This window comes from Streptomyces sp. ITFR-16 (genome assembly GCF_031844705.1).
Classification (GTDB): domain Bacteria; phylum Actinomycetota; class Actinomycetes; order Streptomycetales; family Streptomycetaceae; genus Streptomyces.
Map to the genome: position 1 here is coordinate 7,571,488 of NZ_CP134609.1, position 15,034 is coordinate 7,586,521.

Here is a 15,034-nt window from a genome sequence, read left to right on the forward strand (position 1 = left end):
TCAGCCGGCCTTTCCTGTGTACGGTTGCGTCACGTCGAGGAGCACCCGCCCGTCCAGCTCCAGCCGGGTCGCGGCCACCACGTACGGGTCACCGCCCTCGGTGAGCAGGACGGCCGCCGCGTCGGCGACGACCCCGGCGGCACGGATCCGCCGGGCGACGGGGGAGAGCAGCACGGTCTCCGTCCCGAGCGACACGCCCTCGCCCTCCGCGCACGGGACGCGGGTGGCGTCCGTGTCGGTGCCGGGCACGATCGCGGTCAGGAACAGCCCGTCGGACGCCCGCTCCGTGGTCGCGCGCAGCGTGTGCAGGGTGCGGGTGAGACGCAGGTCCGGGGTGCTCGACGTCGGGTTGGCCTCCACCTCGGTGACCTCACCGGCCACCCGGGCGCGGGCCGGCGCGAACTGCCGCAGCCGGGCCGAGGCCGCGCCGGAGCGGATCAGCCGGCTGCCGTCCGGCTGCCGCTCGGTGGGCCGGTCGGTCTGCAGCAGGAACGTCCACTCCCGCGCGCTGTCCGCCTCGGCGAGATCCAGCAGGACGAGCCGCCCCGACGGGGTGAACACCAGGGTCCGGTCCAGCCGCCGCACCCCGAGCGCGGGGTCGTACATCGCGGCGATCTCCGCCGTGGAGTGCGCCCATCCGCAGTCGTCGGCGACGAGCACATCGCGCTGCCGGGCCTGCCGCTCGAAGGGGATGTCCCGGTAGACGTGGTACCGGTCCTCGTCCGCGTACCCCTGCCCGTCCACCAGCAGCAGATTGTGGTGCGCGGCCTTCTTGCGGTTGCTGTAGCCCTCGTCCACCGCGAGGAACGCCCCCTGGGAGACCAGCACGAACGCACCGGAGTCGGGGTGGTGGTGGCCCTGGTTGAGGGTGTCCCAGCCCTTCTCCACCCGGTGCTTCTCCGCGGTCTCCCACGCCCGGTGGCCCCCGCCGGGACTGGCCTTGAAGGAGACCAGTGTGGCGTCTTCGTCCCAGCCGGTGCGGGCGGCCAGCAGCCCGAGGTCCGGGAAGAACGCCCGGGTCTCGGTGGGCCGGGCGGCCGGCACGGACGGGTCGTACCAGAGGTATTCGAGATAGGCCTCGGGCAGGATGCCCGGCCGCACCCCGCTCTCGGCCGCCTCCTGCCACAGCAGTTCGCCCGATGCCAGATCGCCCATCCACTGGGCCTCGGGAATCGCGTACTGGGCGGCGAGCCGGTAGTAGAGCCCCGCGCTGTGACCGCTGCGCCGGTCGTGGCAGTCGCCGTGGTCGACGTTGAACGCGAAGCCCGGCGCGGTCTGGTGGAGCCGGTAGCGGAAGGTGCGGGACATGAAGCCGCCCCGGTCCCACCAGTCGACGCCCTCCGCCTCCTTCAGGAGGTCCAGATGGATGGCGAGGAACGGCACGCCGTAGCGCCAGTAGACGACGCCCTCGGCGTGCGAGCCGTCCTCCGGCATCAGATCGAGGACGGTCCCGAGGTTGTCCTTGGCGCGCTCGGTCCACTCCTGCTTTCCCAGCACGTACCCGGCCGTCGCCAGGCCCGCGTAACAGATCCAGTTGTGGTTCTGCCAGTAGGACGACGACCACCAGCGGCCCTCGCTCTCCACCGCGAACTCGTACATCCGCCGCCCCTGGAGCAGCAGTTTGTACCGCAGCAGTGCCCGGACCTCGTCCGGCAGGGCGTCGCCGATCCACCGGTAGGCGAGCGAGAGGTGGTGCAGTAGCCAGCCGGCGTCCAGATCGTGGTCCGGCATATGGGCCCTGCCCCAGTGCGGCAGCCGCACCGCGGCCTCGATCCAGCGGATGCTCTCCGCCAGATGGGCCGGGCCGCCGCCGACCCGGTGGGCGAGCGCCGGGTTGGAGGCGGCGGGGCCGAGCCAGGTGATGCTGGCCGGCGGGTGCGTGTGCGGCGGGGTGAGCCCGCGGTGGCGGGCGGCCTCCTCGTACAGCCGCAGTTCCTGCGCGGGACGGGGTCCCGGCGGCGGAGTGGCCGAGAGCAGCATGGGTCAGTCCTCCGTCGGGAATCGCGCGGTGCTGCCGTCGGCCAGGCCGACCGTCAGCCCCTCGCCGTCCAGCCGTACATCGGTCACCGCGGGCCCGGCGGACGCCGCCTGGTAGACCGAGGCGAAGGTGACACGGTCGGTGTCGGCGGTGAAGTCCACCCGGGTCCGCACACGTTGCGGGTCGTCGGCCGGCCCCGGGCCCGGCCGGCTCACCGGGCGCACCGGTACACCGGCCCGGTGGGTGTGCCAGCCGTGCAGGGTCTCGTCGCCGTACCAGGTGGTGCGCGCCGCTCCGGCCTCCTGCACCTGTACGTCGAGCGCGGTGCCGGGCCGCAACTGCGCGGTGACGCGCCGCGCCTGATCGGCCGTCACCGTCAGCAGGTCGACCAGATATCCAGGGCCCGCCACGATCCGCCGCACCCCGCGCACCCTCTCGTACGCCGTGGTCACCTCGGCGGTGACCGAGCGGTCGTCGCGGGAGAGCAGCGCGCCCGTGCACTCCGCCTGCTCGGCGCCGTCCACCCGGAACGCCGGATGGGCCTCGGTCGACGCGTACAGATCGCGGAACCCGTCGTGGGCGTAGGGCACCTGGCCGGGGTCGGGCTGCCAGGGCGTGGTGTCGCCGTAGAGATAAAGAGACAGTTTGTCGCGGTGGCCGTGCGAACCGCCGTGCGGCCCGAAGTCCAGCAGCGCGTGAATGCCCGCGACCCGCAGCACCGCGTACCCGGCCTCGGTGAACAGCGTGAGCGCACCGGGTGCGGCACGCTCCGGCAGCGGCGGGCCGGTGAACCAGCCGTCCAGCTCCCGGTCCAGGCCGTCGTCGGCCCCGCCCAGCTCGGCGCGGGCCCGCGCGGCGACCGCGTCCAGCGCGGCGGACGGTACCAACTGCTGTGCCAGCGCCGCCAGTTCGAGCCATTCCAAGGCGAGCGGGGCGCGCAGGTACGGGCCGTCGTGCAGCGCGGGCAGAATGCCGCCCGGAGTGGCGATCGCCGCCAGCACGTCCGTCATCCCGGCCAGCACCCCCACCACATCGGCGGGCAGGGCCGCCGGATCGGTGCCCCGCAGCGCCAGCAGCGCGGCCCGCAGCACGAAGCCGTGGTAGTAGGTACTGCCCTCCCACTCCCAGCCGTCGTCGGCGACCGCGACCCGCAGATGCGCGTACAGCCCGCTGTCGCCCTCCAGCCACTCCTTGCGGCCGTCCCACTCCTGCCCGCGCACCACCGCGCCGGCCCGCCCGCAGGCGGCGCCCGCGGCGTTGAGCCACGCGGTGTAGTTCGAGGCCAGCTGCCCCTTGCCCACCAGCACGGCGCGGGCGTCCAGCGCGGCCCCCTCCAGCGCGTCCAGCAGGGGGAGCACCCCGGCGAGACCGTCCGTACCGCGCTCGGCCAGCGTCAGGACGGTGTGCCCGATGTTCACCGCCCAGATCGCGTCGGTCAGCGCCTGGTGGAAGAGCCGGCCCCGCAGCATCCAGCTCTGCGCCTCACCGTGCCGTGCGGTGGCCAGCTCCTCGTACAGCGCGGTGTACTCGACGAGCCGCGCCACCGCCTCGGCCCGCTCGCCCCGGTGGGCGAGCACCCGCAGATGCCGCGCCCACGCCTGGTGCGACAGCACCAGCCAGGCGCCGCGCACCGCCTCGTCGTCCACCCGGCAGCCGTACGCACACCGCGCACCGCCCTCGGGGAACACCCCGCCGAGCACATCGCCGTGATCCAGCTCCACCCCGTGCGCCGGGCAGACGTAGGCGTGCCACCAGCCGCCGCGCTCCCGGGCGATCCGCCTCAGCGCGGCCATACGCCACCGTCGATGTCCACCGTGGTGGCGGTGAGGAAACCGGAGGCGGGCGATGCCAGGTGGACGACGGCGGCGGCGACGTCCTCGGGGGTGCCGGCCCGGCCCACCGGGATGCCCGCTTCCATCGCCTGCTGCGCCTCGGGCGCGGTGAACGTGTCGTGGAAGGCGGTGCCCTTGATGAAGCCGGGGGCGACGGTGTTCACCGTGATGCCGCTGCCGCCGAGCTCCTTGGCCAGACCCTTGGTGAAGCCCCGGATGCCCGCCTTGGCGGCCGCGTAGGCGACCGAGCCGGGGCCGCCGCCGTTGTGCGCGGCCAGCGACGACATCGTGACGACGCGCCCGGCGGGGGACTCCTTCAGATGCGGCAGCGCGGCCCGCACCGTACGGAACGTCGAGGTCAGGTTGGTGTCGATGACCTGAGCGAAGTGCTCGTCGGACATCTCGGCGATCGTCGTCCGGCCGATCAGATGGCCCGCGTTGCAGACGAGCACGTCCAGCCCGCCGAGGAACCCGGTGGCCTCCTCGACACAGCGGTCGACCTCGGCCGTCACCGTCACATCGGCGCGGAACGCCTTGGCCCGCCGGCCCAGCGCCTCGATCGCGGAGACCGTCCGCGCGGCCTCGTCGGCCGAGGAGTGGTAGTGGACGGCGACATCGGCGCCGGCCTCGGCCAGGGCGACGGCGATGGCGCGGCCGATGCCGTGGCCCGCTCCCGTCACCAGGGCGCGGGAGCCGTTGAGATCAGCAGACATGGGGGGTAACCCTTTCGGTATCCGGTCGCAAAGGGCGGCCGGGACCGGTCACTTGAGACCGGCGGTTGCGAAGCCCTGCACGAAGTAGCGCTGGCCGATGAGGAAGAGCACGACCATGGGCAGGGTGGCGAGCGTGGTGCCCGCCATCAGGAAGTGCCACTGGGTGCCGTTCTCCGTCTTGAAGACGGACAGACCCACCTGGATGACCCGCAGGCTGTCCGTCCGGGTCACCAGCAGCGGCCACAGGAAGTTGTTCCACGACGACTCGAAGGTCAGCAGCGCCACCGTGGTGAGCGCGGGCTTGACCTGCGGCGTCATGATGCGGGCGTAGATGCGGAACTCGCCCAGGCCGTCGAGCCGGGCCGCCTCCTCCAGCTCGACCGGGAGGTCCAGATAGAACTGCCGGAAGAGGAAGACGGCGAACGGGGTGACCGCGCCGGGCACGATGAGCGCCCACCAGGAGTCCAGCCAGCCGCTGCCGCCCTGGCCGAAGAGGTCGTTCCCGCCGGCCAGCGGCATGAAGCGGACGATCAGGAACTCCGGCAGCACCTTGGTGTACGTCGGGATCATCAGCGCGGCGATGAACAGATAGAAGATGACCTCGCTGCCCCGGAACCTGATCCGGGCCAGCGCGTACCCGGCCATCGACGCCACCAGCACGTTGATCAGGGTGTGGCTGAAGGCGATGATGAAGCTGTTGCGGGCGTACGTGGCGAAGGGCGCGGCCTTCAGCGCGTCGATGTAGTTGCCGAACTCCCAGTGCTCCGGGAGCAGTCCGGCGTCCTGCGACGCGATCTCCACCGGCGTCTTGAGCGAGGTCAGCACCATCCAGACGAACGGCACCACCATCAGCAGCGAGATGACCGACAGCGTGAGGTAGAGCGCGATCCTGCCCACGGGGAGCGGCCTGCGCCGCGTCCCGGGGCGGGGCGTGTGCGCGGCCTGCGGCTTGTGCAGCTCAGTTGTGGCCACGGGTGCCTCCCATGATCCGCCGGTTGACCAGGGTGAAGCCCATCAGCAGGACGAACAGCACCAGGGACTGGGCGCAGGCGTAGCCGACGCGGAACTCCCGGAAGGCGGACTTGTAGATCTCATACGTCATCATCGTGGTGCTGTTGGCGGGTCCGCCGTCGGTGAGGATGTAGATCTGGTCGAACGACTGGAACGCGCTGATCATCGAGGTGATGAGCACGAAGAACGTCGCGGGCTTCAGCAGCGGCAGGGTGATCGAGAAGAACTGCCGCACCTTGGAGGCGCCGTCCACCGAGGCCGCCTCGTACAGCTCCTTCGGCAGGGACTGCAGCGCGGCCAGGTAGATGAGCATCTTCATGCCGATGCCCTGCCAGATGCCGACCAGGATCACCGAGGGCATCGCCCAGGAGGTGGACGACAGCCAGGCCGGGCCGTCGATGCCGACGAAGGACAGCAGGGTGTTGAGCAGCCCGTTGCCCGGGTTGTAGATCCACAGCCAGACCAGTGCGATCGCGACCGTCGCGGTGACCTGCGGCAGGAAGATCGCGGTGCGGAAGATGCCCCGTGCCTTCAGGCCGGTGTGCAGGGCCAGCGCCATCAGCAGACCCAGCATCATGCCGAACGGCACGGTGAAGAACGTGTAGACGACGGTGTTCACGATGGACTTGCGGAACACCGCGTCGTCCAGCATGTCCCGGAAGTTGTCGAGCCCCACGAACTGCGGCGGGGTCAGCACGTCGTACCTGGTGAAGGCCAGGGCCACCGAGGCGACGACCGGCAGACCGATCCAGAGCGAGGCGTGCAGCAGGGCGGGCGCCACCATCAGCATGCCGGCCCGCTGCCTGCGGCGCCCGGGACCCGTCGGTGTGCGGCGGGAGCGCCGCGTCACCGGTGCGGTGCTCTCAGGCGGGGAAGGCGGCCGCGCGGGCCGCGTCTTCAGTACGGATACAGCTCCCACGACGACGCCTCACATCCGGCCGATGGCGGCCTCGGCGAGCCGGCCGAGTTCCGCGATGGCGTCCTTCGCGGACTGTCCGCCCACGATCGCGGGCTCCAGCGTCGGCTTGATCTTCTCGCGGATCTCCATCCAGGCGGCGGTGCCCCCCTCCGAGCAGGCGTCGCCCATGCTCCGCAGGGAGAGGTCGACGAACTTGTTCTCCTTCACGTAGCCGGTGTCGTTGAGGTCCTTGAGCCCCGGCACCGAACCGCGCTGCTTGGCGGCGCCCAGGATCGATTCGGGGGTCGCGAGGTACTCCACCAGTGCGCGGGCCGCCGCGGGGTGCTTGGAACTCGCCGACTGCGTGACGAGCGTGCCGCCCTGGAGCATCGCCGGCCGGCGGTTGGCCAGTACGAACGCGCCGAGCGTGTCGTCCTTCATCAGATCCGGCGTCTGGTCGCGGACCTGGTTCCACAGGGCGCTGGTCGTCATCATCATCGACGCCTTGCCGGTCTGGACGTTGGAGGGGGCGCCGGCGTCCGTCTTCTTCGCGTAGTCGGCCGAGCCGTCCTTGATCAGGTCCTTGAAGAACTGCAGGGCCTCGACGCCCCGGCTGTCGGTGAACAGCACCTTCCTGCCGTCCGCGCTGAAGAGCTGGCCGCCGTTGGCGAAGAGGAACGTCTCCCAGCACTGGCGCAGATCGATGGAGAACGGGTCGAAGCCGATCCGCCCGTCCCTCGTCAGCTGCTTCGCCACGGCCCGCAGCTCCGCCCAGTCGGCCGGGGTCTTCTTGATGCCCGCCTCGGCGAAGTGGTCCTTGCGGTAGACGACGATGCGGGTGTCGAGGACCACGGGCAGCGCGTACAGCCTGCCGTCGTAGCGCGAGGGCTCCAGCACCCGCTTCTCGTAGTCGTGCGCGGTGGCGAACGACTCCGGGAGCGGGGCGATGGCCTTCTTGGCCGCGAACGGCGGGATCCAGCCGACCCCCATCATCAGCACGTCCGGCAGCAGGCCGCCGGCGAGACCCGTGGTGATCTTCTCGTTGAGCTGGGCGTACGTGGTGTAGTCGACGTTCACCTTGACGTCCGGATACTTCTTCCGGAAGCCGACGAGGAGTTCCTTCTCCAGCAGCGTCTTGCCGTCGGCGCCTTCGTAGATCGGGGTGAGCAGCGTGATCTCGCCCTCGGCGGGACCGTCGGCGGAGCCTGCGGCCGTGGAGCCGGTCCCGCAGCCGCCGAGTGCGGCAGCGGCCGTCCCGGCACCGATGGCCGCGAGCAGCGACCGTCGTTTGAGTTCCATTGGGCACCCCTTTTGAGGTGGAGGCAGTGGATCGATCCAGCGATGGCAACCCAGATCATGGCCGGGAAGCGCTGGTAAATCGATGCACTGATGCTAGGAACGCCCTGAGAGAGACGTCAACAGCTGATGCACAACAATTTTCGGGGAAGTTAACCGGTGTAACGGTGAAGAGAGTTCAGTAAATCGGTACACTAGTCTGGCTGAACACGTTCCGAACCGGAGGTGGCATGAGCGGGGTAACGATCCATCAGGTCGCGGAGGCTGCGGGGGTCTCCGCGAGCACCGTGTCGAACGTCCTCAACGGGCGTACGGACCGCATGCAGGCGGCCACCCTGGCCCGCGTGGAGCAGGTGATCGAACAGCTCAGCTACCGGCCCAACCGCGCCGCGCGCATGCTGCGCACCGGCAGGATCAAGGTCATCGGCCTGATCGTGCCGTCCGTCGCCAACCCCTTCTGGGGGGCGCTCGCCCGGGAGCTGGAGGCCATCGCGCTGGCCGAGGGCTATCACGTACTGCTCTGCAACAGCGAGCGCGATCCCGCCCGTGAGCTCAAGTACGGCGAGGAGCTGCTCGCCGACGGGGTGAGCGGGGTGGTGCTCTGCTCCTCGCTGCCCTCGCTCGACCATGTGGCGCCGCTGCTGGCCCGCGGACTGAAGATGGTCGCCTTCGACCGCACCGCCCAGGCCGGTGACCCGTCGTCGCTGGCCTCCATCAGCGTCGACAACGCGATGGGCGCCGAGCTGGCCACCCGCCATCTGCTCGAACTGGGCCACCGGCGCCTCGCGTTCGTCTCCGGCTCGGTGAACAGTGTCAACCGCCGCGAGCGGCTGCGCGGCTTCCGGGCCGCCCTGGAGTCGGCGGGCCTCGACCCGGCCGACGCGATCGTCTGGCCCGGCGCCGACACCGCGGAGTTCGGCGACAAGGACGCCGCGGAGCTCGGCCGCAGGGCCGCCCGCGAACTGCTCGCCGGACCGCGCCCGCCCACCGCGTTCGTCGCCATCAACGACATGTGCGCGATCGGCATCTGCCGGGGCGCGAAGGACGCCGGCCGCACGGCCGGGCAGGACATCTCCGTGGTCGGCTTCGACGACATCCTGCTCGCCGACCTCTTCGAGCCGCCGCTGACGACCGTGCGCCAGCCGCTCCCGGAGATGGCCGCGGAGACGTTCCAGCATCTGCGCGCCCGGATCGACTCGGCCCCGGTCGCCGGCCGCTCGCTCCTGATCAGGCCCCGTCTGGTGGTACGGGAGTCGACCGCCGCCGCCCCCGCGACGGAAGCGGCGGCCGCGGCCTCGGACGACGCCTTCGCGCACAGCTGAGGCGTTGTCCGCGGGGCTGCATCTGGACGTGCGGGCCGGTGGCGGCCGCGGGGTGCCGTGGTACGTGCGGTGGCCGAGGGCGCGCGAGGTCCGCCGAGCAGCCGCTAGCGGCCCAGCGCCTGCCGCACGCTCAGGTCGTGGTACTTGCCCAGCCGGTACAGCTCCCAGCACGACAGCACCGTCACCGACACCGGCCCGCCGAGCAGGAACGCGATCCGGGCCAGGGCGGGAACCTCCGCGTTCTCGTTGTTGAACACGGCGAGGGCCGCCATCACCCACACCAGCAAGGTCGCGAGGACCGGCGGCAGCACCTCGTGGATGTCGGCCGTGCGGAAGACATGCGTGAGGCAGAGCCCGATCCCGTACAGCGCGAAGCCCACCGACCAGGTGCAGAGGGTGATGATCACGACCTTGCCAGGGACCCCGATGGCGTCGCGGAAGGCGGTGGTCGCCGCGTCGGGCGCCATGGCGAGGGGGAACGTGGCCATCGACCCCATCAGCGCCGCCACCGCCCCGAAGGACTTGAGGGACCTCCGCAGGTAGAGCCCGCGCAGACCGCCCCGCGCGGCGCACGCGAACGCGGCGATCACGAACGGGAAGGCGCACACCAGGACGAGCGTGCTGATCCAGCTGTCGCCGAACTTGTCGTCCGCCACCGCCCCGACGCCCTCGGCGCTGTCGACCGGCTTGTACGACATGACCAGGACGAGCCAGGCGACGATGCCGAGCCCGGTCCGCCACCGCTGGATCTTGCGGACCGTCAGGTCCTCGACGACGTCCGGGCGCGAGGGGCGGAAGGCGCGCTGGGCGGCGTAGAACGGGTTGTAGACGCACTTGAGGATCCGCTGTGCGCGCGACAGCGGCGGCCGGGGCGGGCGCGGCGCCGGCGGCTGCGGGCCGTACGGCCCCGGCGGGTATGGGCCCTGCGGCGGTACGGGCCCGGCCGGCGGGTAGGGCCCGTACCCGCCGGGACTGCCCGGACCACCCGGCCCGCGGGGATACGGATAGGGGTACGGGCCGGGCCCGGGGTAGGGCTGGGGGCCCGGGCCCGGCCGTCCGGGGCCGGGCCCGCCGGGCGGCCCGTAGGGGCCGTTGCCGTATGTACTCATGCCGTGCGCCCTCGATGGTTCGGTCCGTGCCGTACGCGGCGCGGCTGGGACCGCCCGCTCGGCGTGCGGCGTGATCCTACCCATCGGGGAGACGGGGACGCGCGCGTTCCGGCCGGGCGGTCGGCCCGGCCGGAACCCGGTCCCGCGCGGGGACGGTCAGTTCGCCGACGCGGCCCAGCCGTCGGCCGTGATGCGCCGGGCGTCACCGGGCCGGCTCTCGTCGAAGACCGTACGGCCGCCGTCCTCGACCCGGACGGCGTCCACGTACACCCCGCGGCCCACGTACAACTGGTCCGTCGTGTAGCGCCACCGCAGCACGGTCTCGGTGCCGTGCCACTGCGCGAGGTCCGCGTCCAGGCGGTGCCAGACCCGGCCCGACCAGCCGGAGAGCGAGCCCGCCGGGTGTGCCTCGGGCTGCGGACGGTGCTTCTGCGGGGTCGGCACGGTGGTGAAGGGGACCGGCTGCCAGCTGGCCCCGGCGTCCGTCGAGGCCTCCAGGAAGAGGAAGTCCGACGCGGGTTCGGTGTCCCACCACAGCGCGCAGCTCAGCCGGCCGCGCGAGGAGGCCGGGGTGAGCGGCGGGAGTGTCAGCGTGGCCGTGGTCGCGCCGGCCATACCGGAGAACCATGCCGTACGGCCGCGGGCCGGCGGGACCGCGACCGCGCGCGCCATCTGGTTGGCGGTCGCCACACGCGGGGCGCTGCCGGAACGCCAGTTGCGCACCGGGTGGACGGAGTTGCCCAGCACGATCAGGAACGAGTCGGTGCCCGGGTCCAGGACCAGGCTGGTGCCGGTGAAGCCGGTGTGGCCGGCCGTGCCGGGCGTGGCCATCGCCCCCATGTACCAGTGCTGGTAGAGCTCGAAGCCGAGGCCGTGCGCGTCCCCGGGGAACGCGGTGTTGAAGTCGGTGAACAGCAGGTCCACCGACGCGGCCGAGAGGATCCGCGCGCGGCCGTAGACCCCGCCGTTGAGCAGGGTGCGGGCGAGGATCGCCAGGTCCCAGGCGCAGGAGAACACCCCGGCGTGTCCGGCGACCCCGTCCAGGCTGAACGCGTTCTCGTCGTGCACCTCGCCCCAGACCAGCCCCCGGTCAAGGCCGGACCAGGGGAGCCGGGCGTCCTCGGTCGCGGCGATCTTCGGCTTCCAGGAGGCGGGCGGGTTGTACCGGGTGCGCCGCATTCCGAGCGGATCGGTGATCCGTTCGCGCAGCAGCACGTCCAGGGTGCGGCCGGTGAGCTTCTCCAGGACCAGCTGGAGCGAGATCAGGTTGAGGTCGGAGTAGAGGTAGACCGTGCCGGGCGGGTTCGCGGGCACCTCGTTCCAGATGAGCCGCAGCTTCCCTTCGCGGGTCGGCGCGTCGTAGAGCGGGATCCAGGCACGGAAGCCCGAGGTGTGCGTGAGCAGCTGACGGATCGTGACGTCCTGCTTGCCGCCACCGGCGAACTCCGGAAGGTAGGAGGCCACGGTCGCCTCCAGCTCCAGCGCGCCGCGCTCGATCTGCTGCACGGCCAGGAGCGAGGTGAACAGCTTGGAGACCGATGCCAGGTCGAAGACCGTGTCCTCGGCCATGGGGATCTGTTCGTCCGCCGGGAACTCCACACCGGTGTCGGTCTTCTCGTCGTACGCCGCATAGCGCACCGCCTTGCCGATGGGCCGGTGCAGCGCCACTGTCCCGCCGCGCCCCGCGAGCAGCACGGCGCCCGCGTACCACGGGTGCTTCGGGGAGTCGGCGAGGTAGCGCTCCGCCTCCTCGACCAGCTGGTCGAGCGGCTCCTGGAGCAGCCCCGCCCGCGCGGCGGAGCCCCGCCGCAGCGTCGGCCTGCCGTGCCCCGCCGGCGTCCCCGCCGCGGTCCCTGCGCTCATCTCCGACGACCCCGCCCCCGACTCCGTGGCAGCCGCCGCCTCCGCGAACGGAACCGGCGCCAGGGCGAGTGCTCCGCCCAGGGCCAGCATCCCACCGCCCAGCCTCCGCCGGCTGATGCCCCCGCCCGACGTGTCCTCGGTCATCCGGAACCCCTTTCCATGCCTGGAACCAAGCGCCTTGAACCATGCGCCTGAAAGTAACTTTCGAAATCTCTTCCGAGAGTGAAACTTCCTGCCGAGCAGAGGGTACTGTCAGCGCCCGCCGTCCCGTAGGGCCCTGGGCCACAAAGAATCTGACGCAGCATCAGAAAATCTCTTCCCTCGTCCACCGGACTGCGGCATCCTGCCGCCCATGGAGACGGAGCTGAGCCAACAACTGGGCATCGAGCACGCCATCTTCGGCTTCACGCCGTTCCCGGCGGTGGCCGCGGCCATCACCCGGGCCGGAGGTTTCGGCGTGCTCGGCGCGGTCCGCTACACCGCCCCCGAGGACCTTGCGCGCGACCTCGACTGGATGCAGGAGCACACGGACGGCAAGCCCTACGGCCTCGACGTCGTCATGCCCGCCAGGAAGGTGGAGGGCGTGAGCGAGGCCGACGTCGAGGCGATGATCCCGGCCGGCCACCGGGAGTTCGTCCGCAAGACCCTGGCCGGGCACGGCGTCCCCGAACTCGCCGAGGGCGAGGCATCGGGCTGGCGCATCACGGGCTGGATGGAGGAAGTCGCGCGCAACCAGCTCGACGTGGCGTTCGACTACCCGATCGGGCTCCTGGCCAACGCGCTGGGCTCCCCGCCCGCCGACGTCGTCGCCCGCGCCCACGACCGCGGCGTCCTGGTCGCGGCGCTCGCCGGAAGCGCCCGGCACGCCCGCCACCACGCGGACGCCGGCATCGACATCGTCGTCGCCCAGGGGTACGAGGCGGGCGGTCACACCGGCGAGATCGCGTCCATGGTCCTGGTCCCGGACGTGGTCGACGCCGTGGGGCCGCTGCCGGTCCTCGCGGCCGGCGGGATCGGCAGCGGCGAACAGATCGCCGCAGGTCTCGCGCTCGGCGCCCAGGGCGTCTGGCTCGGCTCCCTCTGGCTCACCACCGAGGAGGCCGACCTGCACTCGCCCGCCCTGACCGCGAAACTCCTCGCGGCGGGCTCCGGCGACACCGTCCGCTCGCGCGCCCTCACCGGCAAACCCGCCCGCCAGCTGCGTACCGCGTGGACGGACGCCTGGGACGACCCGGACGGACCCGGCACCCTGCCCATGCCCCTCCAGGGACTGCTGGTCGCCGAGGCCGTCTCCCGTATCCAGAAGTATGGGACGGACGCGCTGCTGGGCACCCCAGTCGGCCAGATCGTCGGGCGGATGAACACCGAACGCAGCGTGCAGGCCGTCTTCGACGACCTGACCCGCGGCTTCGAACGGGCCGTGGACCGGATCAATCGCATCGCCGGACGGAGCGCCTCATGAATCAGCCGCCCAACGGATTCTGGGCCCAGGCCACCGCCGACCCCGACCGCCCGGTCCTGGTCGCGCCCGACGGCGAGAGCTGGACGGCCGGACGGCTGCACGCCGAGGCCAACCGCATGGTCCACGGGCTGCGCGCCGCCGGACTGGAGGAGGGCGACGCCTTCGCCGTGGTGCTGCCCAACGGTGTCGAGTTCCTGACCGCCTACCTGGCCGCCTCCCAGGCCGGCTTCTACCTCGTCCCCGTCAACCACCACCTCGTCGGGCCGGAGATCGCCTGGATCGTCGCCGACTCCGGCGCCAAGGTCCTGATCGCCCACGAACGCTTCACGGAGGCCGCGACCGCGGCCGCCGACGAGGCGAAGCTGTCCGCGAGCCATCGCTACGGCGTCGGCACGGTCGACGGCTTCCGCCCGTACGCCGAACTGCTGGACAACCGGCCGGTCTCGCCCCCGGAGGGACGCACGCTGGGCTGGGTCATGAACTACACCTCCGGCACCACCGGACGGCCGCGCGGCATCCGCCGGGCCCTGTCCGGAAAGCTGCCCGAGGAGAGCCACCTCGGCGGCTTCCTCGGGATCTTCGGCATCAAACCCTTCGACGGCAACATCCATCTGGTCTGCTCCCCGCTCTACCACACCGCCGTACTGCAGTTCGCGGGCGCCGCCCTGCACATCGGCCACCCCCTCGTCCTGATGGACAAGTGGTCGCCCGAGGAAATGCTGCGGGCGATCGACACCCACCGCTGCACCCACACCCACATGGTCCCCACCCAGTTCCACCGCCTGCTTGCCCTCCCCGAGGAGGTGCGGCAGCGGTACGACGTCGGCTCGATGCGCCACGCCATCCACGGCGCCGCCCCCTGCCCCGACCACATCAAGCGGGCCATGATCGACTGGTGGGGCGGCTGCGTCGAGGAGTACTACGCGGCCAGCGAGGGCGGCGGCGCCTTCGCCACCGCCGACGACTGGCTGAGGAAGCCCGGGACCGTCGGCAAGGCCTGGCCGATCAGCGAGCTCGCGGTCTTCGACGACGACGGCAACCGCCTCGGACCCGGTGAACTCGGCACCGTCTACATGAAGATGAGCACCGGCGGCTTCAGCTACCACAAGGACGAGGGCAAGACGAGGAAGAACCGCATCGGCGGCTTCTTCACCGTCGGCGACCTCGGCATCCTCGACGAGGACGGCTATCTCTTCCTCCGCGACCGCAAGATCGACATGATCATCTCCGGCGGGGTCAACATCTACCCGGCCGAGATCGAGGGCGCCCTCCTCACCCATCCCGCGGTCGCCGACGCCGCCGTCTTCGGCATTCCGCACGCCGACTGGGGCGAGGAGGTGCGGGCCGTCGTCGAACCCGCCGAAGGACACGAGGCGGGCGACGCGCTCGCCGACGAGATCCTGCGCCACTGCGCAGGACTCCTCGCCGGGTACAAGCGGCCCAGAACCCTCGGCTTCATCACGACGATGCCCCGCGACCCCAACGGCAAGCTCTACAAGCGCCGGCTGCGCGAGCCGTACTGGGAGGGACACGGCTGACCCCCGGCCCCC

At 71.6% G+C, this 15,034-nt stretch carries 11 protein-coding genes; 3 read left to right on the top strand and 8 right to left on the bottom strand.

All coding sequences use genetic code 11. The annotated features are described in order from the left end of the window. The 6 genes from RLT58_RS33465 to RLT58_RS33490 form a co-directional block, all read right to left on the bottom strand. A complete protein-coding gene (locus tag RLT58_RS33465) occupies nt 1–1,980 on the bottom strand; it encodes a DUF4962 domain-containing protein (RefSeq protein ID WP_311314107.1) in 1,980 nt (659 codons plus the stop codon). Between the two features lie 3 nt (nt 1,981–1,983). After that, nucleotides 1,984–3,771 carry a heparinase II/III domain-containing protein gene (locus RLT58_RS33470; RefSeq protein WP_311314108.1) on the bottom strand — a complete coding sequence of 596 codons (1,788 nt, stop codon included), beginning with the start codon at nt 3,769–3,771 and terminating at the stop codon, nt 1,984–1,986. After that, entirely contained in the window at nt 3,759–4,523 is a 765-nt protein-coding gene (locus RLT58_RS33475; protein ID WP_311314109.1) for an SDR family NAD(P)-dependent oxidoreductase, read from the bottom strand. The genes RLT58_RS33470 and RLT58_RS33475 overlap by 13 nt, the downstream gene beginning before the upstream one ends. A 48-nt stretch (nt 4,524–4,571) precedes the next feature. Beyond that, entirely contained in the window at nt 4,572–5,495 is a 924-nt protein-coding gene (locus tag RLT58_RS33480; RefSeq protein ID WP_311314110.1) for a carbohydrate ABC transporter permease, read from the bottom strand. Then, nucleotides 5,482–6,384, bottom strand: coding sequence for a carbohydrate ABC transporter permease (locus RLT58_RS33485; protein WP_311314111.1), 903 nt, complete (start codon nt 6,382–6,384; stop codon nt 5,482–5,484). Before RLT58_RS33485 ends, RLT58_RS33480 begins: the two co-directional genes overlap by 14 nt. Nucleotides 6,385–6,462: 78 nt before the next feature. After that, nucleotides 6,463–7,731, bottom strand: a complete 1,269-nt coding sequence (locus RLT58_RS33490) for an ABC transporter substrate-binding protein (protein WP_311314112.1) — start codon at nt 7,729–7,731, stop codon at nt 6,463–6,465. Nucleotides 7,732–7,958: 227 nt separating this feature from the next. On the opposite strand from RLT58_RS33490, the gene RLT58_RS33495 reads away from it, so the two are divergent. Continuing rightward, on the top strand, nt 7,959–9,050 hold the full coding sequence (locus tag RLT58_RS33495) for a LacI family DNA-binding transcriptional regulator (RefSeq protein WP_311314113.1): 1,092 nt from the start codon (nt 7,959–7,961) through the stop codon (nt 9,048–9,050). A 104-nt stretch (nt 9,051–9,154) separates the two neighbouring features. Here RLT58_RS33495 and RLT58_RS33500 read toward each other — a convergent pair whose 3' ends face one another. Beyond that, entirely contained in the window at nt 9,155–10,159 is a 1,005-nt protein-coding gene (locus RLT58_RS33500) for a hypothetical protein (RefSeq protein WP_311314114.1), read from the bottom strand. A 156-nt stretch (nt 10,160–10,315) separates the two neighbouring features. Next, nucleotides 10,316–12,166, bottom strand: coding sequence for a serine hydrolase domain-containing protein (locus RLT58_RS33505; RefSeq protein ID WP_311314115.1), 1,851 nt, complete (start codon nt 12,164–12,166; stop codon nt 10,316–10,318). Nucleotides 12,167–12,374: 208 nt separating this feature from the next. Here RLT58_RS33505 and RLT58_RS33510 point away from each other — a divergent pair, with 208 nt between their 5' ends. Then, nucleotides 12,375–13,484: an NAD(P)H-dependent flavin oxidoreductase gene (locus tag RLT58_RS33510; protein WP_311314116.1), complete on the top strand. Its 1,110-nt coding sequence runs from the start codon at nt 12,375–12,377 to the stop codon at nt 13,482–13,484. After that, nucleotides 13,481–15,022, top strand: coding sequence for an acyl-CoA synthetase (locus RLT58_RS33515; protein ID WP_311314117.1), 1,542 nt, complete (start codon nt 13,481–13,483; stop codon nt 15,020–15,022). Before RLT58_RS33510 ends, RLT58_RS33515 begins: the two co-directional genes overlap by 4 nt. The last annotated feature ends 12 nt before the right edge of the window (nt 15,023–15,034 follow it).

Coding starts and splice junctions, on each gene's coding strand:
- RLT58_RS33465 (WP_311314107.1), bottom strand. CDS start 1,980: ATGCTGCTCTCGGCCACTCCGCCGCCGGGACCCCGTCCCGCGCAGGAA.
- RLT58_RS33470 (WP_311314108.1), bottom strand. CDS start 3,771: ATGGCCGCGCTGAGGCGGATCGCCCGGGAGCGCGGCGGCTGGTGGCAC.
- RLT58_RS33475 (WP_311314109.1), bottom strand. CDS start 4,523: ATGTCTGCTGATCTCAACGGCTCCCGCGCCCTGGTGACGGGAGCGGGC.
- RLT58_RS33490 (WP_311314112.1), bottom strand. CDS start 7,731: ATGGAACTCAAACGACGGTCGCTGCTCGCGGCCATCGGTGCCGGGACG.
- RLT58_RS33495 (WP_311314113.1), top strand. CDS start 7,959: ATGAGCGGGGTAACGATCCATCAGGTCGCGGAGGCTGCGGGGGTCTCC.
- RLT58_RS33500 (WP_311314114.1), bottom strand. CDS start 10,159: ATGAGTACATACGGCAACGGCCCCTACGGGCCGCCCGGCGGGCCCGGC.
- RLT58_RS33505 (WP_311314115.1), bottom strand. CDS start 12,166: ATGACCGAGGACACGTCGGGCGGGGGCATCAGCCGGCGGAGGCTGGGC.
- RLT58_RS33510 (WP_311314116.1), top strand. CDS start 12,375: ATGGAGACGGAGCTGAGCCAACAACTGGGCATCGAGCACGCCATCTTC.
- RLT58_RS33515 (WP_311314117.1), top strand. CDS start 13,481: ATGAATCAGCCGCCCAACGGATTCTGGGCCCAGGCCACCGCCGACCCC.